General features: G+C 36.3%; 17 protein-coding genes. 7 read left to right on the forward strand and 10 right to left on the reverse strand.

Annotation, left to right across the window (positions count from 1 at the left end):
* Window positions 1-102: 102 nt before the first annotated feature.
* Window positions 103-3,015, reverse strand: a complete 2,913-nt coding sequence (gene secD / locus H6W53_RS07705; protein WP_185205787.1) for a protein translocase subunit SecD — start codon at window positions 3,013-3,015, stop codon at window positions 103-105.
* Between the two features lie 215 nt (window positions 3,016-3,230).
* On the opposite strand from secD, the gene H6W53_RS07710 reads away from it, so the two are divergent.
* Window positions 3,231-4,595 carry a PQQ-dependent sugar dehydrogenase gene (locus H6W53_RS07710; protein WP_185205790.1) on the forward strand — a complete coding sequence of 455 codons (1,365 nt, stop codon included), beginning with the start codon at window positions 3,231-3,233 and terminating at the stop codon, window positions 4,593-4,595.
* A 25-nt stretch (window positions 4,596-4,620) separates the two neighbouring features.
* On the opposite strand, the gene H6W53_RS07715 is transcribed toward H6W53_RS07710, so the two are convergent.
* From H6W53_RS07715 to H6W53_RS07730, 4 genes are all read right to left on the reverse strand, one after another.
* Entirely contained in the window at window positions 4,621-5,832 is a 1,212-nt protein-coding gene (locus H6W53_RS07715; protein ID WP_185205792.1) for a hypothetical protein, read from the reverse strand.
* 4 nt (window positions 5,833-5,836) lie between these two features.
* Window positions 5,837-7,195, reverse strand: a complete 1,359-nt coding sequence (hemN, locus tag H6W53_RS07720) for an oxygen-independent coproporphyrinogen III oxidase (RefSeq protein WP_185205794.1) — start codon at window positions 7,193-7,195, stop codon at window positions 5,837-5,839.
* Window positions 7,196-7,619: 424 nt separating this feature from the next.
* Window positions 7,620-8,633, reverse strand: a complete 1,014-nt coding sequence (locus tag H6W53_RS07725) for a WD40/YVTN/BNR-like repeat-containing protein (RefSeq protein WP_185205796.1) — start codon at window positions 8,631-8,633, stop codon at window positions 7,620-7,622.
* A 61-nt stretch (window positions 8,634-8,694) separates the two neighbouring features.
* Window positions 8,695-10,212, reverse strand: a complete 1,518-nt coding sequence (locus H6W53_RS07730) for an APC family permease (RefSeq protein ID WP_185205798.1) — start codon at window positions 10,210-10,212, stop codon at window positions 8,695-8,697.
* A gap of 165 nt (window positions 10,213-10,377) precedes the next feature.
* Between H6W53_RS07730 and pnuC the strand changes: the two genes are divergently transcribed.
* The 5 genes from pnuC to H6W53_RS07755 all read left to right on the forward strand — a co-directional run bounded on the left by pnuC (window position 10,378) and on the right by H6W53_RS07755 (window position 16,292).
* Window positions 10,378-11,049 (forward strand): nicotinamide riboside transporter PnuC, encoded by a 672-nt coding sequence (gene pnuC, locus H6W53_RS07735; RefSeq protein ID WP_185205800.1) that lies wholly within the window; start codon window positions 10,378-10,380, stop codon window positions 11,047-11,049.
* Window positions 11,050-11,053: 4 nt separating this feature from the next.
* A complete protein-coding gene (locus H6W53_RS07740) occupies window positions 11,054-11,680 on the forward strand; it encodes a hypothetical protein (RefSeq protein WP_185205802.1) in 627 nt (208 codons plus the stop codon).
* A 104-nt stretch (window positions 11,681-11,784) separates the two neighbouring features.
* Window positions 11,785-12,552, forward strand: coding sequence for a diaminopimelate epimerase (gene dapF, locus H6W53_RS07745; protein ID WP_185205804.1), 768 nt, complete (start codon window positions 11,785-11,787; stop codon window positions 12,550-12,552).
* Between the two features lie 27 nt (window positions 12,553-12,579).
* Window positions 12,580-13,605, forward strand: coding sequence for an endolytic transglycosylase MltG (mltG, locus tag H6W53_RS07750; RefSeq protein ID WP_185205806.1), 1,026 nt, complete (start codon window positions 12,580-12,582; stop codon window positions 13,603-13,605).
* Between the two features lie 167 nt (window positions 13,606-13,772).
* A complete protein-coding gene (locus H6W53_RS07755) occupies window positions 13,773-16,292 on the forward strand; it encodes a TonB-dependent receptor domain-containing protein (RefSeq protein WP_185205816.1) in 2,520 nt (839 codons plus the stop codon).
* A 49-nt stretch (window positions 16,293-16,341) separates the two neighbouring features.
* Here the strand turns inward: H6W53_RS07755 and H6W53_RS07760 are convergent, their stop codons facing one another.
* The 4 genes from H6W53_RS07760 to H6W53_RS07775 all read right to left on the reverse strand — a co-directional run bounded on the left by H6W53_RS07760 (window position 16,342) and on the right by H6W53_RS07775 (window position 19,862).
* Window positions 16,342-16,794 carry an adenylyltransferase/cytidyltransferase family protein gene (locus H6W53_RS07760; RefSeq protein ID WP_076393532.1) on the reverse strand — a complete coding sequence of 151 codons (453 nt, stop codon included), beginning with the start codon at window positions 16,792-16,794 and terminating at the stop codon, window positions 16,342-16,344.
* Between the two features lie 28 nt (window positions 16,795-16,822).
* A complete protein-coding gene (gene galE, locus H6W53_RS07765; protein WP_185205819.1) occupies window positions 16,823-17,845 on the reverse strand; it encodes a UDP-glucose 4-epimerase GalE in 1,023 nt (340 codons plus the stop codon).
* Between the two features lie 18 nt (window positions 17,846-17,863).
* Entirely contained in the window at window positions 17,864-18,301 is a 438-nt protein-coding gene (locus tag H6W53_RS07770) for a hypothetical protein (protein ID WP_185205822.1), read from the reverse strand.
* 436 nt (window positions 18,302-18,737) lie between these two features.
* Entirely contained in the window at window positions 18,738-19,862 is a 1,125-nt protein-coding gene (locus H6W53_RS07775; RefSeq protein WP_185205824.1) for a DegT/DnrJ/EryC1/StrS family aminotransferase, read from the reverse strand.
* An 86-nt stretch (window positions 19,863-19,948) separates the two neighbouring features.
* Here H6W53_RS07775 and H6W53_RS07780 point away from each other — a divergent pair, with 86 nt between their 5' ends.
* Window positions 19,949-21,559: a S8 family peptidase gene (locus tag H6W53_RS07780; protein ID WP_185205826.1), complete on the forward strand. Its 1,611-nt coding sequence runs from the start codon at window positions 19,949-19,951 to the stop codon at window positions 21,557-21,559.
* Window positions 21,560-21,664: 105 nt separating this feature from the next.
* Here H6W53_RS07780 and H6W53_RS07785 read toward each other — a convergent pair whose 3' ends face one another.
* Window positions 21,665-24,199, reverse strand: a complete 2,535-nt coding sequence (locus tag H6W53_RS07785; protein WP_185205829.1) for a phosphoenolpyruvate carboxylase — start codon at window positions 24,197-24,199, stop codon at window positions 21,665-21,667.
* Window positions 24,200-24,233: the final 34 nt, after the last annotated feature.

Consider the following 24,233-nt stretch of genomic DNA (forward strand, 5'->3'; position numbering starts at 1 on the left):
AGAGTTGGAGAGTCTTAAAGATTCAATATCAAAGCACTTAACAGCAACAAAAAAAGCCTCCCGAAACCGGAAGGCTTTTGTTCTTATTTATTGTAGTATAAGTTATTTTGAAGCAAGTACTTCTTTGTTGGTTGTTGATTTACCATGTACTTCATCTTCTTTTCCTGTTTTCAGGAAGTCGTAGGCAATTGCGGATGCCACAAAGATGGATGAATACGTACCGAAACCAATACCGATTAACATCGCAAACATAAATCCTCTAAGGTTATCTCCACCAAAAATGAAGATTGCCAGAATTACAAGAATTGTTGTAAATGAGGTGTTGAATGTTCTACCCAAAGTACTTGAAATAGAATCATCAAACAATCCTGCCAATGTTAACGATTTCTTCTCTCTTAAATATTCTCTGATTCTGTCGAAGATAATTACGGTATCGTTAATTGAGTACCCCAATACGGTAAGGATCGCAGCGATGAAATCCTGATTGATCTCCATATTGAACGGCATATATTTGTGAAGCAATGAATACGCTCCCAAAATAATGATCGCATCGTGGAATAACGCAGCAACCGCACCCAAAGAGAACTGCCATTTTCTGAATCTTAATAAGATGTAGATAAAGATAATTCCTAAAGCTCCTAAAACGGCGTAGATCCCGTGAATTTTGATATCATCTGCAACCGAAGGTCCAACTTTTTCAGAAGAAATAATTCCTGCATGTTCTTTATCTGCTGATTTGAAATCTTTCAATGTTGTTCCTGCAGGTAAGTTTGATTTTAAACCTTCAAATAATTTTTGCTCAATTATCTGATCTGCTTTCAGAGATTCGTCTTCGATAAGGTAATCTGTAGAGATCTTTACCTGGTTGTTGCTTCCGAAAGTTTTAGCTTCAACAGAAGAGTTCTTTCCATCTTCCGTTTTGAATAAAGCGACTAATTTATCTTCAACATCTTCCGCTTTTACATCTTTATCAAATCTTACCACGTAGTTTCTACCACCTGTAAAGTCGATACCGTATTTGAAACCGTGTGTTGCGATTGAAATAATACAGATAACCGTTAAAACAGCCGAGAAAATGTATGCATATTTTCTTTTCCCAATAAAATCGATCCAAGTATTTCTGAAAAGATTCTTCGTTGCCGGAGTCCATACAGAAAGTCCTTTTCCTTTAGACAATCTTGAGAAGATCATTACTCTTGAAAGCAATACGGAAGTAAATAAGGTCATTGCAACCCCGATCATCAACGTCAATGCGAAACCTTTGATAGGTCCTGTTCCGAAGAAGAACAATACAACCGCCGTTAAGAATGTGGTTGTGTGACCATCGATAATCGCATTCAATGCATGTTTGAAACCATCTTTATACGCTTCAAGAATACTTTTTCCTGCGAATAATTCTTCTTTTGTTCTTTCGTAAATGATAACGTTTGTATCAACAGCAACTGCCATTGTTAAAACGATACCCGCGATACCCGGAAGCGTAAGCGTAAAGTCGCCCGAATCCATAATACCGAAAATATAGAATAAGTTGATGATCATGGCAATTACTGCATAAACACCTGCTCCACCGTAGTAGAAAATGATGTAAACGATAATGATCGCAAAGGCAATCATGAACGACATTAACCCTGCATCAATCGATTCCTGACCTAAAGACGGCCCTACAACCGTAGCCTGAACTACTTTTGCTCCTGCAGGTAATTTACCCGCTCCTAAAACGTCAACCAGTTCTTTTGCTTCCTCCTGAGAGAAGTTTCCAGAAATCTGAGTTCTACCGTTTGGAATAGCACCTACAACGTTCGGCGCAGTGTAAACTCTGCCATCAAGCGTTACAGCAACAGGTTTTCCAACGTTTTTCTCTGTTAATGTTTTCCATTCTTTAGCACCTTTAGAATCCATCTGCATATCTACCACTACTCTGCTCAACTCATCATAGCTGATGTTTGCACTTTCTACAGCACCGTCTACCGGAGCTTTCTGGTTGATATTTCCTCTGATGGCATACAATACTAAGCTTTCAGCATCAGAAGCTTCCGGCTTGTATCCCCACATAAACTGGGTATATTTTATGTTTGCAGGACGTAAAGACTTTGCAACTTTGCTGTTTAAAATTTTGTTTACAACAGCGGTATCAGACAATTTTACGCTTCCTACAGCACTTTGGCTCATAGATTTTCCACCCTGCAAGATATTCATCAAGTTTACATTTTTTGCAACTCCCATAGAATCTCCTTTTGCAGCGATCATAGTAGCTAATGTCTGGAAATAAGGATAAACCTCAGGAGATTGCTGCACTTCCCAGAACTGAAGTTTTGCAGAAGTCTGAAGCATTTTCTTTACTTTATCGATATCCTTCATCCCCGGCATTTCAACAGAAATCCTTGCTGTACCCGGAACTCTCTGAACGTTCGGCTGGATGGCTCCAAGCTTATCAATTCTGGTTCTGATTACCTCAAAAGCGGTTCCTACAGATGCATCGATCTTTCTTTTAACAATTGCTTTTACCTGGTCATCAGGCGTGTTGTACTTCACTTCAGTAAGCGTTGTATTTCCGAAAAGTTCCGGATCTGCCAGCTTCAGATTTGTACCTTTTGCTGTGTTAATTGCATCGAACTGATCGAAGAAATTGTCGATGTAAGCTTTTGTAGAATTCTTCTGAACTTCATCTGTCTTGTTTAAAGCCTCAATAAGGATCGGATTTGTAGAATACCCTGTAAGATCATTCACAAGATCTCTCTGGTTGATTTCCAAAAGAACGTTGATCCCCCCTTTAAGGTCAAGACCAAGTTTCATTTCCTTGTCTTTGGCTTTTGTGTAATAAAGTTTAGTGAATCCCAGATTCAGAGTATCCTTAGAAAGTTTTGTAATTTCTTTCTGATACTTCTCCGGATTGTCTCCTGCAATAGCAGTCGCCTGCTTTTCAATTTTGCTGGCGTACCATGTTGGTAATAGCTCATTTAAGCAAATTAACCCTAGTACAATAGCAACAATTGTAATAAGTCCTTTTCCTTGCATTTTGTTATAACTACGTTAAATTAAGTCGGCAAATATAATCATTTTCTTGAATTTTATGAATTTTTAACAACAGAAATCGTTTATTTTCAGATATATCGGCATTCTTATTTTCATTTAAGATTTAATAATTTTTTCGTGATATTTTAATGAATTTTTCAAAGTTTGATTGGTATGAAATTTTCATTCAGATTTAATACACTAAATATCAAAATATTATGAAAAAACTATTTTTTTTCGCAGGTATTTTTTCCTTCCTCCTCTTTAATGCCCAAAGCATTACTCTGGAAGAATTTGCGACCGGGTTTACGGCACCCGTAGAAATCACCAACGCCAACGACAGCCGGATGTTTGTTGTTCAGCAAAACGGAATCATTAAAATTTTACAATCGAATGGAACAGTAAACTCTACTAACTTTTTAAACATCAGCTCAAAAATCACTTACGGAGGAGAAAGAGGGCTTCTCGGACTGGCTTTTCACCCGCAATACCCTACAAACGGGTATTTTTTTGTGTATTACAATGACACCGGCGGAAATATTACCGTAGCCAGATACACCAGAAGTTCTGCCAATCCTGATATTGCAGATCCTGCAACTGAAAAAATTATTCTGAATCTCCCAAAACCTTTTGACAATCACAACGGAGGAAGCATTCATTTTGCACCGGATGGTTATTTGTGGGTCGTTACCGGTGATGGCGGAAGCGGCGGCGATCCGAACAATAATGCCCAGAATAAGAATTCTCTTTTGGGTAAATTACTAAGATTGGACATCAATTCTACCGGAGCGTACAATATTCCTTCGGGAAATCCTTTTGTGGGAATCGACGGAGCCGATGAAGTCTGGGCTTACGGATTGAGAAATGCGTGGAAGTTTAATTTTGATACTGTTTCAGGTAACGTAATGATTGCCGATGTGGGACAGGGACAGATTGAAGAAATCAACAGGATACCTTTAACACAGGCAGGAATTAACTACGGATGGCGCTGTTATGAAGGAAATAACACGTACAATACGGCAGGTTGCCCTGCGCAATCAACGATGACTTTTCCTGTTGCAGCCTATGATCATTCCGGAGGAAAATGCTCAATAACGGGAGGTTATGTTTACAGAGGAACACAGTTTCCAGCGCTGCAGGGAAGGTATTTTTTTGCAGATTACTGCTCTACGCAGATCGGAAGTCTGAATTCCGATGATTCGATCACATGGACTTCCGCTTTTTCAGGCAATAATTTTTCAACATTCGGAGTGAATAATCAGAATGAGCTTTTTGTAGCTGCCGTTAACAGCGGTAAAATTTTCAGAATTACCACGACAAGTCTGGGAACGAATGAGAACAGTATTTCAACGAAGATAAAAGTTTATCCGAATCCTGCTTCTAAAAAGGTTTTCATCGAGGGTGTAAAGGATAAAAACACAACGGTTGAGATCATCAGCTTTGAAGGAAGAAAGGTTTTGGAACAGGGAAAAATTGAAAATGACAACAGTATAAATATTTCAGGAATTCCTTCGGGAGTTTATTTCATCAACTTAAATTCAGGAAATGAAAAATCTTACAGCAAAAAAATAATAATTAAATAAATTTTCAAACAGTTTTTAATAGGCTTCAGTCGGTCTTCTGATTGAAGCTTTTTTTAAAAAAATAAAGAATTGAAAGAATCGGAAGGATTAAAATGAGCCTCATCCATAAAGAAAACCTCTCCGTTTCATCATCGAATAAAAAATTCGGAATCAGGGTTACCAAAAGAAAAGCAGCCATAAAAAATACAATTTCGGGAACTGACATTGGCTTTGTCTCATGTTCATTCTTTTCAGATTTTGAGCTTAAAATCCAGAAAATTAAAAACAGAATCATAAAAGGGAAACTCCAGATTCTGTAAGTATCATAAGCGATGGCATGCCACAGTAACGGAATAAAAGAAACTGATGCCAAAAGTATGAACAACTGAATATTCTTCTGTAATTTAAATTCCTTAAACATCATCCATAAAGAAAAAAGAAGCGGAATTCCGTAAAATATCGTCGCTTTGGATATAAACAGCCTTTGGATAAAATGCACATACTGATCTTTAAGATAATACGAGAAGCTTTTTGTATAGGCTCCGGAAACAGAATCTGCAACTTTTGGTGAAATTGATGAGCCTTTCAGATAGCTGAAAATTTCAGAATAATAATTTCCCCCGTAGATTTCCTGAAAAAAAGAAATCGAAAACACGGCAAAAAGAGGCAAGATGATAAATGTACCAAGTTTCTTTAAAAGATGTTTTGAAATAATATTTCTGAATGAAAACTGCGGTATTGAAGTTTCATTAACAATAATTGCAAAACAACAGACAGGAAGCATCAGAAAAAGAGAAATTTCATGGATAAAAATACTGAAGACCGCCACCAACGAAGATAAAAACAACTTTCCCCGCCCGATCAGGTAAACTGCTAAAATGGTCAATAGGAAAATAACATGATCGAAATAGCCGATTAAATGAGCAGAAAAAACGATGTATTGGGAAAGCAGAAAAATAACAAAGAATAAAATCCTGTAAAAACTTTTCTGAAAACTGAAGGTGGTTTTTAATGCAATTTTTAAAATTAAAGAGTACAGTAAACATAAGATCCTTGCTGAAAGAACGGTAATCGAAAACAGCTTCTTCTCACATAAAAAACCAAATAATTCTCCGGCTAAACCTCTTTTGATAAATCCAAATCTGTAATCCAGCAACCAATGAGATCTTGCCCATTCATTCGGAATCCTTATCGTTTTTGAAACACTGAAAATCAGCGCATACAGATAAAGAAATATCAAAAGAAATTTTCTGTTCATGCCATTATATCGTCATCGAGAAAATTCTCGTTTCCGGCTTGTTTCTCATCATTCTGAGATCAAAAACCATTGATACATTTCTCGTAAAGGCTCTTCCTTTTTCTGTAATCTGGATATGATGACCGTTAATTTCCACCAGCTCATCATTTTCCATTTCTTTCAGCATTTCAAATGCATTTTCAAGCTCCGGAAAAGAATTATTGATGTCAAAAGTGGTTTCCAACTGACACATCAGATTCAGAATATGTCTTCTTACCGTAAGATCTTCATCATTAAGAATATGACCTTTCACGACAGGAATTTCTCCTTCTTCCACCATTTTCTGGTATTCTTCCACCGTTTTGATATTCTGGGCAAAAGCATACCAGGAATCTGAAATGGCAGACATTCCCAAACCAACCATCAACTGGGTTTTGCTTGAGGTATAGCCCATGAAATTTCTGTGTAATTTCTTCTGAATCAGAGATTGGTACAAATCGTCATGTTCCAGAGAAAAATGATCCATTCCTACTTCGATGTAGCCCAATTCTTCTAATAATTTTTTACCGTCTTCGTACAAACGGCGTTTTTCTTCACCACTTGGCAAATCGTTTTCATCAAAACCTCTTTGTCCGACACCTTTCACCCACGGAACGTGTGCGTAAGAATAAAAAGCCAAACGATCCGGTTTTAATTCCATCGTTTTGCGGATGGTACTTTCCATTGCTTCCCAAGTCTGATGCGGAAGTCCGAAAACCAAATCGTGACTGATTCCTCTGTAACCGATTTCTTTCGCCCACTCCGTTACTTCTCTCACTTTTTCGAAAGACTGAATTCTGTTGATCGCTTTCTGCACTTTCGGATCGTAATCCTGAACGCCAAAGCTTACTCTTCTGAATCCTAAATCGTACAAAGTCTGAAGGTGTTCTTTCGTGGTGTTATTCGGATGCCCTTCAAAAGAAAATTCCTGATGTTCGGCAATTTCCACCGTTTCAAAAATTCCTTCCAGTAAGGTTTTTAAGTTTTTCGGAGAGAAAAAAGTCGGAGTTCCGCCTCCCAAATGCAATTCCTTCAGTTTAGGCTTTTCGTTAAACAGTTTAAGGTAAAGCTGCCACTCTTTCAAAACACTTTCGAGATAAGGGATTTCAACGCTGTGTTGTTTTGTGATCCTTTTATGACATGCGCAGAACGTACATAAAGCTTCGCAAAAAGGAAGGTGAATGTATATGGAAATCCCCTCTTCTGCATTACTTTCTTTGAATGTTCGGATGACACTCTGCTTCCACAATTCCGGAGTGAAAGAATTTTCATCCCAATAAGGAACGGTAGGATAAGAAGTGTAACGAGGTCCGGGAATATTATATTTATCGATTAAAGAATTCATTTTCTGTTTACAATTTTAAGGTGAACCGAGATCAGGTTTCACAATGCAAAATTAACTATATCTGATGAATTTTGTATCATGAAATATATTAGTCGTTTTTATGAAATTTATAATGAGTCTAAATATTCCGAATTTAAATATATTTAATCTAATTTCGGAATTAACCACAAAAGTGGCAAAAGACAATGTTAAAGCCAATTTCAATAATATTCAAAGTGCTCAAAAGAATAAAAATCAAAGATTTTTAAAACTATTATGAACTTTTTCATTTATAATTGTCAGCTTTAAATAAAAGGTTAGTTATCTTTTGTACCTTTTGCGGTTAAATAAAAAGTTTAAACAGACTCTATATAAAAGCATCAAAGATAAGTTCAAAAAAATAATCGTTTTTGGAATTTCTGAAGTTAAATTCTATTCTTTAGATTCAGAATTTCAATTTCATGACAGAAATTTTACCATTTCCTGCAAAAACAACGGTATTTTCGTTAATCCATTGACAAACAAAAAACCCTTTTTCCTCCGAAATTTTCTTCCATGTTTTCCCAAAATCCGAAGAATAACTGATATGTCGATCTCCGACAGAAATAATCTCTCTTCCTTTAGAACCCGGTCTTATTTTCACGCAGGTTGTGTATCCTGCATTTTGTCCTGAAGCCTGAATTTGCCAAGTTTCTCCGCCGTCATTGGTTGTGGCGATATTGTTGATATTAGCTTCCTGTTTTGTGTAATCTCCGCCAACCGCAATCCCGAATGTATCGTCTAAGAAATCGATGGAATAGATTCCCTGAGAAGATTCTCCCTGAATAATCGGAGTCTTGATGATTTTAAACTGATTATTCTTAAAATTTAATTTTAAAATTCTTGAAGCTTTCCCTCCTGTTGCAATCCATAAATAATTTTTGGTGGATGAAATATTGGTATTGCTTGCTGCAAATGCTGCTTCTCCCTCATTCAGCACGACATCATTTTTAAGCATAGCCCATTTTCCGTTATCAAATTTGGCAAGTTTTAATTTGCTGTCCTTGTCAGCATCACTGAAAGTATAAGCCAGTTTATCATTCACAAAATGAAGCGCATCATAAAAAGCTGTTTTTACAGTATCTCTAAAAATCACTTCATATTTTAAACTTTTTTTATCGATCTTAAAAAATTCAGCAGGACTTTCGATATTGATGGCATAAAAAGCCTTTTTATCCTGTCCCAAAGTACGGAACTGCAATTTCTTTTCCGATAATTTAATCTGTTTTTGATTGCCAGAATCTTTTAAATCAACATAACCAAACTTAGAATCCGTTCCGCTGTACCAGACTTTGTTATCGTAGATTTCAATGGCTCGGATGCTGATTTTATCGTTTAAAATTGTTTCTGAACTTTCGATCTGCTGAGAAAATGTAAAAATTCCTGAGAATGAAAGTAAAAATGGTAAAAGCTTTTTCATACTCACAAAAATAAAAAATCCACAGAATTCTGTGGATTTTATTTGATCTATTTATAAAATTTTAATCTAAATCAGGTTTTTCTAACGGCTCCTGCTCTGCTTTGAACGTTTCGCCATAACCCACTTTGTGAAGTTTACTGTTTCTTAAACTGTACGTAAAGTAAATGACCACACCAAGCGCTAACCAAGCCATGGAAAGGTATTTTGCTTCGTGGCTTAAGTTCCAGATCAGATAAAGATTGATGCAGATTCCTAATGTTGCAATTACAGGAAGTGCAGGAACTTTAAATGTTCTTGGCATATTCGGTTCTTTTTTTCTTAAGATCCAAACCGCAACACAAACCATTGTAAATGCGAATAAGGTACCGAAACTCGTCATATCTGCCAGTTTACTAATTGGTGTAAACGCTGCAACAGTAGCGATAATGATTCCTAAAAGCATTAAACTTTTAGCCGGTGTTTTTCTTACCGGATGAACATCGCTGAACATTTTAGGAATAAGACCGTCTTTAGACATTCCTAAGAAAATTCTCGATTGTCCCATGATCATTACCATCAATACGGAAATCAAACCTACAGTTGCTGCAATCGTGATGATGTATCCAGCCCAACCCTGTCCTGCAATTTCGAATGCATACGCTACAGGTGCTTTAATTGCGTCCGGATATTTTCCTTGTGGATTGAAGTCTGAGTAATGCATCATCCCTGTTAAAACAAGAGATACCAAAATATATAATCCTGTACAAACCAAAAGTGAAACGATGATCGCAAACGGAACATCTTTTTTCGGGTTGATCGCTTCTCCAGCCTGTGTAGAAACGGCATCGAAACCTACATACGCAAAGAAAATTGCCGCCGCTCCGGAAATAATCCCCTGAATACCATACGCTTCTTTCATATTTTCGCCTTCTCTTACCATTGTAGCAGCAGGAATGAAAGGATTCCAGTTATCTGCATTAATGAAGAATGCTCCTGCAATAATCACGAAAAGAACCGCAGAAACCTTCATGATTACGATAAGGTTGTTGGCTTTAGCCGCTTCTTTAGTTCCTTTGATAAGGATAGAAATTACAAAAATTACGATAAGGAATGCCGGTAAATTCATTGAAAAACCTTCTCCTGAATAACTTGCAGGATCTGAGGTAAGGTAATCCGGAAGATGAAGACCGAACATTTTTAACAACTTATTAAAATATCCCGACCAGGAAACGGCTACTGTCATAGATCCCATCGCATACTCGAGGATGAGTCCCCAACCGATGATCCATGCAAATATTTCTCCCACTGTTCCGTACGCATACGCATACGCTGAACCTTCAACAGGCAGAATAGATGCAAATTCTGAGTAACACAACGCTGCAAATACACAAGCAATTCCGGCAATAATGAAGGAAAGAGCCAATGCAGGTCCCGCATGATAATACGCTCCGGTACCTGTAAGTACGAAAATTCCTCCACCAATAATAGCCCCGATTCCGATAGCTGTAAGACTCCATTTACCGAGTACTCTTTTGAGCTGACTGCTTTTCATATCATTTTCGAAAGCACTCATCGGTTTTTTGGTCCAAATTTTAGACATATTTTATTATTTATTAAAGATTTACGAAAATATAAAAAATTTAGAAACATTAACGTTTATTAATAATTTTTCCTTGTTAATTTTAAATTATGAAACTTAAAAATCTGATTTTCATAATATTTAAATCATTGCAAAGTAAGTGTTTTTTTATTTACTTTTGACCGCATGAATGTATACGATCTTTTCATAAAACCCTATGAAACCGCCTCTCTCACGCAGATTTTGCTGGAATTCTCGGCTACGGTATTCGGGATTTTAAGTGTTTATTTTTCAATTAAAAAAAATATCTGGGTTTATCCTACAGGAATTGTTTCAACTTTAATTTATGTGTATATTCTTTTTAATTTAGGGTTGCTCGGAGACTGTATGATTAATGTTTATTATACTGTAATGAGTGTTTACGGATGGATTCTTTGGGGAAAAAGTTCCCAGGATCACGTTCATGTGGAAGTAAGCTGGGCATCCAAAAAAGAATGGCTGTACGGAATTTTACTTTTCGTCTTAAGTTTAATTTTAGTGACGGTAGTGTATTATTTCAAGCCTTATATTGACAATAAGTTTTCCATGAAAGGTGTGGATTTAGGTTTGGATCATTTGGACTGGGGAAACTGGCTGGATGTGATTACAACTTCTATTTTTCTTGTAGGGATGTGGTTCATGGCGAAAAGACGCATAGAGAACTGGATTTTCTGGATCATCGGAGATTTTATCTGCATTCCGATGATGATTTATAAGGAACTCGGAATCACTTCGGTTCAATATTTGGTATTTACTATTATGGCGATCCAGGGATACGCCAGTTGGAAAAAAAGTTATAAAGAAAAAAAGTACATTTAAAAACATGAAAAATTTATTTAAAATAGCATTCAGCTTAATTACAATGGCAAGTTTAACATCTTGCGCAATATATTCGGATCCTTACGCCAATAATTACGGAGATCCTTATTATGACAACGGATATTATTATGCACCTCAGGGATATTACGGAAACGGCGGATATTGGGGAAATGACGGATATTATTACAGAAACGATTACACGTATTATTATGATAACGGAATGCCTTATTATTACCAGAATTATAATAATTCCCGAAGAAAAGTTTATGTTGAAAGAAGATCAGGATCGAACGGAACAACTTCGGCAAGACCAAACAATGGCTTCAGAGGCGGTGTAAACGACGGAAGTTCGAACGGAAGTTTCAGACCGAACAACGGACAGAATACCAACCAGAGACCGAATAACGGGTTCAGAAATCCACAGCAGAATACAACAACTCCAAGACCTCAGAACAACGGAGGTTTCCGAAATAATTCGGGGAACAGCAATTCAAACAGTGGCTTCAGAAATAATTCCGGAGGCAATACGAATTCAAACAGCGGAGGATTCAGAAACAGTTCGGGAGCTTCAACTCCTCAACCGCAGACAACTTCTCCTCAACCAACGAGAAGCGGAGGCGGATTCAGATAAAACCATTATAAATAAGGAAACGGACAGCTAACACTGTTCGTTTTCGTTTTAATTATAGTAATTTTGCAGTTTCAATTTTTAAAACAAACATTCTATTAAGAAATATGGAATTTTATAAATATCAGGGTACAGGAAACGATTTTGTAATGATAGACAATCGTTCCGGAGAATGGGATGATCTTTCCATTGAAAATATTCAGAAACTTTGCGACCGCCGTTTCGGGATCGGAGCAGACGGACTTATCAAAATAAACACCGCGAAAGGATATGATTTTGAAGTCGATTATTACAACTCAGACGGTTCTAAAAGCTTTTGTGGAAACGGAGCGAGATGTTCTGTAGCGTTTGCTTTTTTCCTTGATATTTTTGAAGGCAACTGCAAATTTACCGCTATCGATGGGGAACATATTGCCGAAATCCACAACGGAATTGTAAAATTAAAAATGAGCGATGTTACTACCATTTCCAATGACGGAGAGGATACGGTAATGGATACAGGTTCGCCGCATTACGTAAAATATGTGGAAGATATCGTTAACTACAACGTTTTTGCGGAAGGAAACAGCATCAGAAATTCTGAAAATTATATGGAAAAAGGGATCAACGTGAATTTTATGGAAAAAATTTCGGATGATGAGATTTTCGTAAGAACCTATGAACGAGGTGTTGAGGACGAAACATACAGTTGCGGAACGGGAGTTACGGCTTCGGCTTTAACTTTTCTGCAAAATAACCATCTAATCTCTGTAAAAGTTAAAACTTTGGGCGGAAATCTGAAAGTATATGCTGAAAAAAACGGAGACACTTTTCAGAATATCTGGCTCGAAGGTCCTGCAAAGCAGGTTTTTAGAGGCAAAATAGACCTTATTTAAAAAAGTAAAACTTTTAATCATCATTAAATGAAGAAAGCCATTCTTATCATCATCCTGCTTGTTTTTGTAGCAGGCGGATTTTTTGGATTTAAATTTTATAGAAAATATTACGGCAACAACATCAAAAAGGATGGATATGTTTTGATTCCTCATCAGGCAAATTTTAAACAAATCCTTGATTCTGCCGCAAAATATGTTGACAATAAAGAAGCTTTTGAAGCCGTTGCGAAAGAAAAGGATCTTGAAAAATATTTCAAACCTGGACGCTATCATTTCCAGAAAGGTTTGGGAAATGCGAATTTGGTTAATATGATTAAAGCCGGAAATCAGAGTGAGAACAGCTTTAGAATTGGTGATTTTGGGGATGTTTATCAGATGATTGGTAAAGTAACAAAAAAAACAGAACTTGATTCTTTACAATTTGTGAATGATTTCAATTCGATTGCTGCCGAAAAAGGATATAATAATGCGGAAGATTTAAAAAAGTATTTCTTTATCGATACGTACAATTTTTTCTGGACGGTAACTCCGAAAGAATTTTTCAAAAAATTTGATGATCAGTACAATGAATTCTGGAACAGCGAAAGAAAGTCTAAAGAACAGCAATCCGGTTTAACGAGAGATCAGATTTATGCTTTAGCTTCTATTGTGTACAAGGAATCGGGAGGAAAAAAGGACGAACAGAAAACGATTGCAGGATTGTATCTTAACCGTTATAAAAAAGGGATGAAGCTTCAATCTGATCCAACGGTAATTTATGCGATCAATAAGCAGACGAATTTTAAAGAGCAGATCAAAAGGGTTTTTTACAAGCATTTGTCTACTCCATCGCCATACAATACATATGCTAATAAAGGAATTCCTCCGGGACCTATTTGTGTAGTAGATAAAAATTCTGTGGATGCAGTGTTAAATGCAGAAAAGAACGATTATATTTTTATGTGTGCCGATCCTGCGAAATTCGGATACCACAAATTTACAGCGAGTGCAGAAGAACATGCTATTAATGCAAAAGCTTATCAGGACTGGCTGAATTCAAAAAATATAAAATAATAATCATATTAACTTTTTTTTAACAATTCTATAACTAACATTTGGCTTTTTAATTCGACATATACCTTACAAATAATAAATTAAACTTAGTATTCTGAAATTTAAACAGATTAACAATTTCACAATATTAAGTAAAATCTTTCACGATTTTACACAAAAAATACCTTATGAATCAGACGGAAATCATTAACATTTTTACAAAGAAAACCTTAGGGCTTACTTTTGTACTTTCGGCAGCGGCATTGGCTTTTGCACAGGAGAAGGTCGGTATTTCCGGGTCGGTGGTCAGCAAGAATAACCAGCCCGTTCCTTACGCTTCTGTTACCTTCAGTAACAAGGCAAACAAACAGTTCAGTGATGCTACGCTTACCGACGAAAAAGGTCAGTACAAGCTTGATCTTGCTCCGGGAGCTTACGACATTACTATTGAAGCAATCGATTACCAGAAAAGCGTAGTTAACAAACAAATTACTGCGGCAGGAAACATCGGTGCTTTATCAATCGACCCTGAAAAAAGCGCTACCAATCTGAAAACCGGAGACATTCAGGGAGTTGTGATCACAGCTCAGGCTACGAAGCCTTACAAGGTGGAACTGGATAAAAGAACATATGATCCGTCTCAGGATATTGTAAGTAAAGGTGGAAATCTTCAGGACGTCCTTTCCAACGTTCCTTCGGTTTCTGTAGACACAGACGGAACGGTTTCTATGAGAGGAAGTTCTAATGTGAAATTTTTGATCAACGGAAAACCTTCTGCCCTTCTTGGAATTGATGACGGAGCCAATGCTTTGCAGAGTATTCCGGCAGATCAGATCGAGAAAATTGAAGTAATTACCAACCCTTCATCAAAATTTGAGGCAAGCGGAACAGCAGGTATCTTAAATATTATTCTTAAGAAAAATAAGAAAACAGGCTTCAACGGAAGTGTTACCGGAACTTTAGGATATTTACCACAAACAAATCTTAATACCAATTTAAGCTGGAGAAAGGGAAGATTCACTTGGTTTCTTAATGGCGGCGGCGGTTACAGAGAATCTAAGAATACCCAGAGAAACAATGCTTATCTTTCTACAGGAGATTTCAGAGAAACGCATAACGAATCGATTTCTAAAAGCAAAAACGATAACTATAACGCAACCGGAGGTTTAGTTGTAGATCTTACCGACAAAACTTCAATCAACGCTTCGGGAACCGTAAGAACTTTTGACGGAACCAATACCGGAAATATCGATTATACCAATTATTCTTTCAGTAACGCAATTACGACAAGAAACAGAACCAGTATTGGAACCAACGACAACCTTGCTTTTCAGGGAGATTTTGGATTAGATCATAAATTTAACGATAAGGGACATAATTTATCCTTATCATTGAGTTTACAGAGCAATCGCTCCAATAATGGAAGTTATATTTACCAGACTCAAAACAGCTTTTTTGATTTAGAAAATAATATTGATCAAAAAACAAAGAATAAAACATTAATCGGCAAAGCAGATTATGAACTTCCGATAGGTGAAAACTCAAAATTAGAAGCTGGTTACAGAATAGATGTTAATAACAACAACTATCAGAACCTTGTAATGCAGAAAACATCTACATTGCCATTCATGCTTTATCTTGATGATTACACATACAATGCAAAGTATGAAGAAATGTTCAATGCAGGGTATGTTCAGTTCAAAAGCAAAATTGGTAATTTAGGTTATCAGTTAGGTTTGAGAAATGAGTATTCTACTATTGATATTGATTATCTGAATATGTCGGGCGATACACAGAAAACAAAGAAGAACTACAATAATCTTTTCCCAAGTGTATTTTTGAGTTATGAAATCGCAAAAGACAATCAGTTTTTGTTAAACTATTCCCGCAGAATAGACAGACCGAGATCTTTCTTTTTGATTCCTAACCCAAGCTACAGCGATAATCAGAATATTTTTGACGGAAATATTGACCTGAATCCTTCTTATGTAGATTCTTACGAGTTAGGATACAGCATTTCAAAAAGTAAATTTACGATCAATCCAACATTGTATTTCAGACATCAGACTGATGATGTAAAGATTGTAACATACAACAAACAGGAATTAATTAATAATGTTCCGACAACAGTTTTCCATACCAAGCCTGTAAATATTGGAAGCGATGACAGATTCGGTTTAGATCTAAACTTCAACTGGGATACTACAAAATGGCTGAAATTCTTAGGAAATGTAGATATTTTCGGATATAATACAAAAGGTGTTTTCTTTGATCCGGCTTTAATAAGCGAACCTCTTTCTTTTGAAGGAAGCGGATTAGCCGTAAGAGCAAGACTTACTTCCACTATTAAAATCGATAAAACACTAAGCTTTCAGCTTCAGGGTTTCTACAGAGGAGGACAAAAAACACAGAGTGTTGACAGAAAAGATATGTATGCTTTGAATTTTGGGGCTTCAAAAACCATCTGGAAAGGAGACGGAACGATTTCATTCAATATTCAGGATATTTTCAATACCAGAGCAATGCAATCTACATCTTACGGACCTGGATTTAGCAGAGATTCTTATATGCAATGGCAGCCAAGACAATTTGCTTTATCCTTGACCTACAGATTCAAGCAAGGAAATGAAAAAGTAGAGCAGCCGAAACGTAAAAAAGACATCAACTCCAATGCAACCGGAGACGATCAGCAAGGAGGACCAATGTAATCTGCCTTTCATACAAACAAAAAATCCCGAAATTGAATTCGGGATTTTTTTATTTTGCAGCTTCTGCTTTTTCCAGTTTCTGAAGTTCGGCTTCGTAAATTCTTTTTCTTAAATCGCTGGAAGAAAACCTGTGATCTCTTTTATTGTAAAAAATCTCAATTCCTTTTTCTTCGCAGTATTTTTTTCCGGTGAAATCTCTGTCTAAATAATCGTCCCCGATAATTCTTACATCAATTACAAAAGATTTTAAAATATCCAGAAGATCTTCCTCTGTATAATATGGAATAATCTCATCAACAGCATTTACTGCTTTTAACTGAATATATCTTTCTACGATGGTCTGAGTCGGCTTATTTTTGGTTGGACGATCATGAGAGGGATCAATCTGCAAACCTACTATAAGGTAGTCACATACGGTTTTTGCTTCTTCAAGCATTTTAATATGTCCTGCGTGAAGCAAGTCGAATGACGAAAACGTAATGCCTATTCTTTGTGTTTTCATATAAATAAATTCTTCTTTGTACAAATTGTTAAATGTTTCTTGTCTCTAAATATTTCTGCCATTGCCAAACTGTTCTTAATGCCTCTTCCAGAGTCGTTTCAGACTTCCAGTTAAGCTCTTTTTGGGCTTTATCTACGTTTGCATATGCAATGGTAATATCTCCTTCTCTTCTGTCACAGATCTGGTAAGGAACTTTCACGTCATTTGCTGTTTCGAAAGCTTTTACTACTTCCAGAACCGATGAACCTTTTCCTGTTCCTAAGTTAAAAATATCAATCACAGCATGATCAGAATCGTCTGCCATTAATTTTTTCAGTGCTGCAACATGGGCTTTAGCCAAATCTACAATATAAATATAATCACGAACTGCTGTTCCGTCTTCGGTAGGATAATCATTTCCCCAAACACTCAACTTCTCGCGAATTCCTGCCGCAGTTTGCATCACGTAAGGTACTAAATTATTCGGAATTCCAATAGGCAGTTCCCCGATTTTCCCGGAAGGATGTGCTCCGATCGGATTGAAATATCTTAATAAAGAAATTTTACGGTGATATGCTTTTGCAAAATCAATCAGGATCTCCTCTCCCATCTGTTTTGTCTTTCCGTAAACGCTTTCAGGCATTTTTAACGGAGTATTTTCGTGGATCGGCATTTCATCCGCTTGTCCGTAAACCGTGCAGGATGAACTGAAAATAAAGTTTGAAATTCCTCTTTCTTTAAATTCCTGTAAGATATTGATTAATGAAAACAAATTGTTCTCGTAGTAATCAACAGGTTTTACCTGACTTTCACCCACCGCTTTGAATGCCGCAAAGTTGATACACCCTTCAATTTCGTGAGCATCAAAAACCTGCGTTAAAAGTTCTTTTCTTTTTAAGTCGAAAGGATAAAAAACAGGTTTTTTCCCTGTAATTTCCTCAATATTTTTTAATATAAATCTCTCGGAATGCGATAAATCATCCACAATAACAACCTCAAAATTGTTATTTAAAAGTTCCACCACCGTATGGGAACCGATATATCCTAAACCTCCTGTTACGAGTATTGCCATTTTTTTATTGTTTCTTTTTTAATCGTTATGTGTTCCTATGTTATCTATTTCTAAAAACTCTATTTCTTTATATTTAAAAAAGTTAGTTAAAAAAATAAAAACTAAGGTAACAGAAATTGTAATCATTAATTTCAAATTATCATCACTTCTGAAATCATCATTTATTAATAATTTTATATAGCCCACAAGAAAAAATAGTAAAATTAAAAATAGGTTTACATTTAAACAGTATATACTCTTTTTAATTCTAAATATGATAGTAATAAGACATAAAATTGCAGTAATAAATATCATCAAAGCGAAAATAAAAATAAAATTTTCAATTGAAAATATATTTACAGAGCTAAATTCTATAAATGAATCATAACTCCCATAACCAAATAACATTGTTACAAATAGTTCAAATATAAATATTGATATTCCTACAAACTTATATTTAAATATTTTTGGTCTCATATTATTTAATCTTTATTTTCTCCTATGTTTTCGATCTCACATTTACGTCTCTTGTGTCGAAAAATATTAACCAACATTCCAGACAAAAACAAAAAAAATATAAAATAAACAAACTGAGAATAAATTTCTTTAAAATCAATAAAATATCTTAAAAGATGAAGAAAAATTATTAAGAGTACAGCAGTATTGAAACTGATGAAAAATTTATTTGATTCCTTAAAAATACATACAAAACTTATTAATAAAGTTGAAAAGATTCCAAATATTAATGTGTAAAATAAATACTTTAAACCAGCATAATTTTCACTAATAATAAAATTATCACTTATAATCAATAGAGTAAAATAGCCAAAATACATTAGCCAAAAAAAACAAAAAATTATAGCATAAAAATAAGCAAATTTATTTTTAATATTCTTTCGTCGTGAAGCATAACTTACCCCATAAACTCCAACACCGCATCCGTAATATACTTCAGCTGCTCATCATCCAGTTCCGTGTGCATTGGAAGAGAAATTACCTGATCCAGAAGTTTATCCGTATTCACAAAATCGGCATCGTTACTTTCCTGAAAATAGGCTTTTTGCTTTCTTAAAGCTACCGGATAATAGATCATTGCCGGAATTTCCTTTTCAGCTAAGAATTTTTGCAAATCATTACGTTTTCCGTTCAGAATTCTTAAAGTATACTGGTGAAAAACGTGCGTTGAATAATCAGCTCTCTTTGGAGTTAAAATATGTTCATGTCCGGCAAAAGCTTCATCATAATAATCTGCTGCTCTTCCTCTCGCTTCATTATAATTATCCAGATGCGGAAGTTTTTTTCTCAAAATAGCAGCCTGAACACTGTCTAATCTTGAGTTTACACCTACCTCATCATGATAATATCTTTGGTACATTCCGTGGTTTACAATTCCTCTTAAACGGTGCGCCAAATCATCATTATTCGTGAAAATTGCTCCACCGTCTCCATAGCATCCTAAATTTTTAGAAGGAAAGAAAGAAGTAGTTCCCACCGTAGACATGGTTCCTGCTTTTTTTACAGTTCCGTCCGAAAAAGTGAATTCAGAACCGATTGCCTGTGCGTTGTCTTCAATTACATATAAATTATGCTCTTCAGCAATTTTTAAAATTTCTTCCATATTCGCGCACTGTCCGAAAATATGTACGGGAATAATAGCTTTTGTTTTCGGAGTAATGGCTTTTTTAATCGCCTCTGTTGAAATGGTGAAAGTATCATAATCCACATCCACTAAAACAGATTTAAGTTTAAGCAAATGAATAACTTCCACCGTTGCCGCAAAAGTAAAATCTGCTGTAATGATCTCATCACCCTCCTTCAGATCAAGACCCATTAAAGCAATCTGAAGTGCATCTGTACCGTTTGCACAAGGAATAACATGTTTTACGTCCAAATAAGACTCTAATTCATTCTGGAAAGACTTTACTTCAGGACCGTTAATGAAAGCCGCTGAATCCATTACATTTAAAACTGCATTATCTACTTCATTCTTTATTTTGTAATACTGACTTTGTAAGTCAACCATTTGAATCTTTTTCATAAATAAATATTTTTGTAAAAATAAGGAATTTAAAATCCCTTCAAAAATTTTATTGATTTTGTTTTATCTTTATACAAAATAAATACATGAAAAAAACTTTACTTTTTTGTCTTTTAGCAGGTTACTCTGTCAGTTTTGCACAGACATCGCTTGTTTTTGTATTTTTTAAGGACAAACCGAACAAGGCTGCATTTTATGCAAATCCGTTATCAGAATTATCTCAAAAATCCCTTAACAGACGTACTTCATTAGGAATTACGCTGAATGATCAGGATGCTCCGATAGAACCGACTTACATTACCAATATTCAGAATTTAGGATTCACCGTAACCGATTACTCAAAATGGCTGAATGGTGTCGCCGTGAATGCAACTCCGGCTCAGATTGCCACGCTTCAGGCGCAGAATTATGTACAGTCTGTGGAAAGTTTTGCAAGAAATTCTTCCGGAGGAACAAAAATGAGCCATCAGAATAAATGGGACAATCCAATCGACCCGGCGAATAAAAATTTAACCACTTTTGACTATGGTTCAGGTTCCGCACAGATCGACCAGATCAATCTTCGCCCCCTCCATTTAGCAGGCTACACAGGAACCGGAGTTACCATTGCGGTTATTGATTCCGGATTTCCTTACGTAAATACAGGTTCTGCCTATTCAAGATTATGGACGAACGGACACATCAAAGGCGGATATGATTTTGTGGCTAAAGGAACAGACATTTACAATACTTCACTTAATAACCACGGTTCTGCTATTTTGGGTGCAATCGGAGGTTATATTCAGAATACTTTTGTAGGTTCCGCACCGGATGCCGATTTTTATCTGTACCGAAGTGAAAATGCTGCAATCGAAATTCCTGAAGAAGAACTGTATTGGATTGAAGCTGCAGAAGAAGCCGACCGTAAAGGAGTGGATATGATTACAACTTCTCTGGGCTATGCTACTTTTGATGATCCGAAATACAACTACACTTATACCAATATGAACGGAACCACTTCCTTTATTGCAAGAGGAGCCGAAATAGCTGTTAACAAAGGAATTTTCACATTATTTGCCGCAGGAAATTCAGGAGCTCAGACGTGGCATTACATTTTAACTCCGGCGGATAATGCAAAAGTCTTTACCATCGGAGCCGTAGATTCTTCCGGAGCTTCTTCCACGTTCTCATCTTTCGGTCCGAATTCTGCGGGCGTTGTAAAACCCGATGCAAGTGCAAGAGGAACCGCTGCAACAAGTGTTATCAATAATAATTCAACCATTTCAGTTAACGGAACATCCATTGCCACTCCCATTGCTGCGGGCGGAGTCGCCTGTCTGATTCAGGCTTTTCCTACCATGAACAGAGATTTAATGAGGGATAAATTAAGACAGAATGCATCGCTTTATCCCAATCATACCGATCAGATGGGATTTGGAATTTTAAATTTCGGAGGTCTTTACAATAATGTTTTAAGCACTTCGGAATTAGTAAGGAGAAACAATGTTGCCATTTTCCCGAATCCTGTTAAAAATATTCTGAATGTGGCTTCGGAAAGTGATGTTTTATCCTTGGAAGTTTATGATAACTTGGGAAGATTCATTACAAAAGTCAATAATCAAAAATCTGTAAAAGTCGAAGATTTTGCAAAAGGCGTTTATTACCTGAAAATCCAGACGAAGGATAAAATTTATTATGAAAAATTTATAAAAGAATAAACTGAAAAACCTCTCGCATTGAGAGGTTTTCTTATTATTCCCGAATGTTTATAGATTCTTCATTCCATTTCACTGCATTCAGAATGACACACAGATTATTTATTATTAAGCCGAATTCCTGCTCGCATTAATATTACCGAATAATGAACGCGTCACCAGTTTTCCGTAGGCTTCCAGATCGCCTTCCCCTTTCTGAATTTTCATTAATGCATATTGCTGAATGCTCAACAGAGGCAAAACAATTCTTTCGCGGATTTTCACCGATTTTCTGGAAAGCGGATCTTCTTCCTGAAGCATTTTAAAGCCAGTTAATTCCAGCATAATATTTTTGGAAAGATTGTATTCATCAAATAAAACATTCCAGAAAGCACCGAATTTCGGGTTGTTTTTAATATAATACGTCAAAGGAAAATAGGTCTTGTTCATACTCATCATCGAGTTTAAAACCAAAGTTTTAAAGAAATCCGAACCTTTGTACAATTCTCTTACCTCATCAAATCGACCCTGTTCTTTAAGCTGCTGCATCGCAAAACCAAACCCGAAGAATCCCGGAACATTCTGCTTCAACTGCGACCATGATCCTACAAACGGAATGGCTCTCAAATCTTCAAATTTAAGCTCACTTCCGCCTCCTCTTTTCGATGGACGGCTTCCGATATTTGTTTTTCCGTAATATTCGAGCGTACTCATTTCCTGAAGGTAGGGTACAAACATAGGATGCGCTTTCAGATCTGAATATTTTTTATAACTGATTTCAGCCAGTTCAATGATTAACGCCCTTTCTTTTTCGGTTAGTTCTTTTTTCGAATTTTTGAAAACATCATTTTCCACTCCGGCAGTCAGAAGCTGTTCGAAGTTGTATTTTGCCTGTTCTTTATTTCCGAAAATACTCGTAATCGTCTGTCCCTGAATCGTTAATTCAATTTTATTATTGGCAATGGTTTTTCCCTGTGAAGCATAGAAATCGTGGGTCTTTCCGCCACCTCTTGCAGGAGGACCGCCTCGCCCGTCGAAGAACACGACTTTAATTCCGTTTTGCTCGGAAAGTTTCGTTAACACTTCTTTGGCTTTATAAATTTCCCAGTTGGCTTTCAGGTAACCGCCGTCTTTCGTTCCGTCCGAGAAACCCAGCATAATGGTCTGCTGATTTCCTCTTTTTTCCAGATGCTTTTTATAAACAGGGTTCTGATACAATTTGTTCATCACATTTTCTGCGTTGGCAAGACCTTCCATTGTTTCGAAAAGCGGAACGATATCCATATTGATTTCGTCTTCCTGATAACCGCAGACTTTGAAAAATGCGTACACATTCATTACATCTTTTACCGCATCGGAATTGGAAATAATATAACGGTTCATTCCTCTTAAACCGTTCAACTGCTGGATTTCTGAAATCTGGGAAACGGTGAGCAAAGTATCTTTTACAATATCTTCAAAATCATCCGGATTTACTTTTTCAGTAACCTGAATTAACTTATTGAATTTTTCTTCGTGCGTAGCATCAATGGCTCCGAATACTTTAGCAAAAACCTCATCAATTACTTTCTGATGAATTCTGCTGTCCTGCCGAACATCCAGAGTCGCAAAATGTGTCCCGAAAATCTTCACACGATCTTTAAAATTCATCAACTGATCAAGGAACAATGAATTGTGCTGCTCCACGAGGATTTTTTCGGCTTCTTCCAGTCTTTTGATAATATCATCTGCCGTAATTTTTTCATTTCTGAAAATCGCGGAATACAATTCGTTGCTCAGTTTTGTTAAAACTTCTGAAACACCTCTGAAACTCAGTCTTCTTCGAACCGATTTCAGGTTGTTGTAATAGGCTTTTAAAATTGCAGTATGCAGTTCTTCCGCCACTCTTTTCGTGACATCTGCCGTTACAAAAGGATTTCCGTCGCGGTCTCCTCCCGGCCAGAAACCAAGCTGGATCAGATCTTCATGCAAATGAAAATGATCGTTTTCAAATGTCGTTTTTATTTTCGTGAAAAGTTCTCCGATGGTATCGTAATATACATATCTCAGATAATAAATGATGCTCAACGCTTCATCAATCGGAGTTGGTTTTTCTTTATTGACAAACGGTGTTTTCCCCAACTGCTGCAAAAGCATATCGATATTCGTGATAGAATCGGTTGTAATGGCATTTCTGAGATCGTGAAGAATTCTCTGTACAGAATTCGGGTAAAACTGTGTCGGATGCGCCGTAAACACAATTTTAATGGCAAAATCTTTCAGTTTTTCACGCACTTTTTCCAGTTTATGATCCTGAAGCGAACGTTCGTACATATTGGTTACCGTTCCGTTATCACTTTCGGAATGCAGGTTCGGAAATGCAGCATCTTCAATACTATCAAACAAAACCACCTGTCTTTCAATATATTGGATTATTTTGAAAAGAAGTTCTGTTTTCTGTTCTTCAGTCTGCAAATCGGTATGATTTTTAAAGAATTCTTCAACGATTTCTTCAGGCGTTTTTCCGGCTTCGTAGCCGATTTTGCTTTCTTCACAAAGGAACGGAAGCAGCATCCCGATATTCGTCATTTTATCATAAGGCAGGCTCATAAACAATGAATTGTAGATCTGGAACTTATTTTCCACGATCTGCCTGAATTTTTCTGCGCGTTGGTCGTGTATCATATAACAAATGTAGGGGATTTTTTGATAAATTTCT

The organism is Chryseobacterium sp. C3 (assembly GCF_014218905.1).
GTDB classification, from domain to species: domain Bacteria; phylum Bacteroidota; class Bacteroidia; order Flavobacteriales; family Weeksellaceae; genus Chryseobacterium; species Chryseobacterium mucoviscidosis.

Excerpts from the sequence above, each read along its gene's own strand:
- secD (WP_185205787.1), bottom strand. The coding sequence starts at position 3,015 with ATGCAAGGAAAAGGACTTATTACAATTGTTGCTATTGTACTAGGGTTA.
- H6W53_RS07710 (WP_185205790.1), top strand. The coding sequence starts at position 3,231 with ATGAAAAAACTATTTTTTTTCGCAGGTATTTTTTCCTTCCTCCTCTTT.
- H6W53_RS07715 (WP_185205792.1), bottom strand. The coding sequence starts at position 5,832 with ATGAACAGAAAATTTCTTTTGATATTTCTTTATCTGTATGCGCTGATT.
- hemN (WP_185205794.1), bottom strand. The coding sequence starts at position 7,195 with ATGAATTCTTTAATCGATAAATATAATATTCCCGGACCTCGTTACACT.
- H6W53_RS07725 (WP_185205796.1), bottom strand. The coding sequence starts at position 8,633 with ATGAAAAAGCTTTTACCATTTTTACTTTCATTCTCAGGAATTTTTACA.
- H6W53_RS07730 (WP_185205798.1), bottom strand. The coding sequence starts at position 10,212 with ATGTCTAAAATTTGGACCAAAAAACCGATGAGTGCTTTCGAAAATGAT.
- pnuC (WP_185205800.1), top strand. The coding sequence starts at position 10,378 with ATGAATGTATACGATCTTTTCATAAAACCCTATGAAACCGCCTCTCTC.
- H6W53_RS07740 (WP_185205802.1), top strand. The coding sequence starts at position 11,054 with ATGAAAAATTTATTTAAAATAGCATTCAGCTTAATTACAATGGCAAGT.
- dapF (WP_185205804.1), top strand. The coding sequence starts at position 11,785 with ATGGAATTTTATAAATATCAGGGTACAGGAAACGATTTTGTAATGATA.
- mltG (WP_185205806.1), top strand. The coding sequence starts at position 12,580 with ATGAAGAAAGCCATTCTTATCATCATCCTGCTTGTTTTTGTAGCAGGC.
- H6W53_RS07755 (WP_185205816.1), top strand. The coding sequence starts at position 13,773 with ATGAATCAGACGGAAATCATTAACATTTTTACAAAGAAAACCTTAGGG.
- H6W53_RS07760 (WP_076393532.1), bottom strand. The coding sequence starts at position 16,794 with ATGAAAACACAAAGAATAGGCATTACGTTTTCGTCATTCGACTTGCTT.
- galE (WP_185205819.1), bottom strand. The coding sequence starts at position 17,845 with ATGGCAATACTCGTAACAGGAGGTTTAGGATATATCGGTTCCCATACG.
- H6W53_RS07770 (WP_185205822.1), bottom strand. The coding sequence starts at position 18,301 with ATGAGACCAAAAATATTTAAATATAAGTTTGTAGGAATATCAATATTT.
- H6W53_RS07775 (WP_185205824.1), bottom strand. The coding sequence starts at position 19,862 with ATGAAAAAGATTCAAATGGTTGACTTACAAAGTCAGTATTACAAAATA.
- H6W53_RS07780 (WP_185205826.1), top strand. The coding sequence starts at position 19,949 with ATGAAAAAAACTTTACTTTTTTGTCTTTTAGCAGGTTACTCTGTCAGT.
- H6W53_RS07785 (WP_185205829.1), bottom strand. The coding sequence starts at position 24,199 with ATGATACACGACCAACGCGCAGAAAAATTCAGGCAGATCGTGGAAAAT.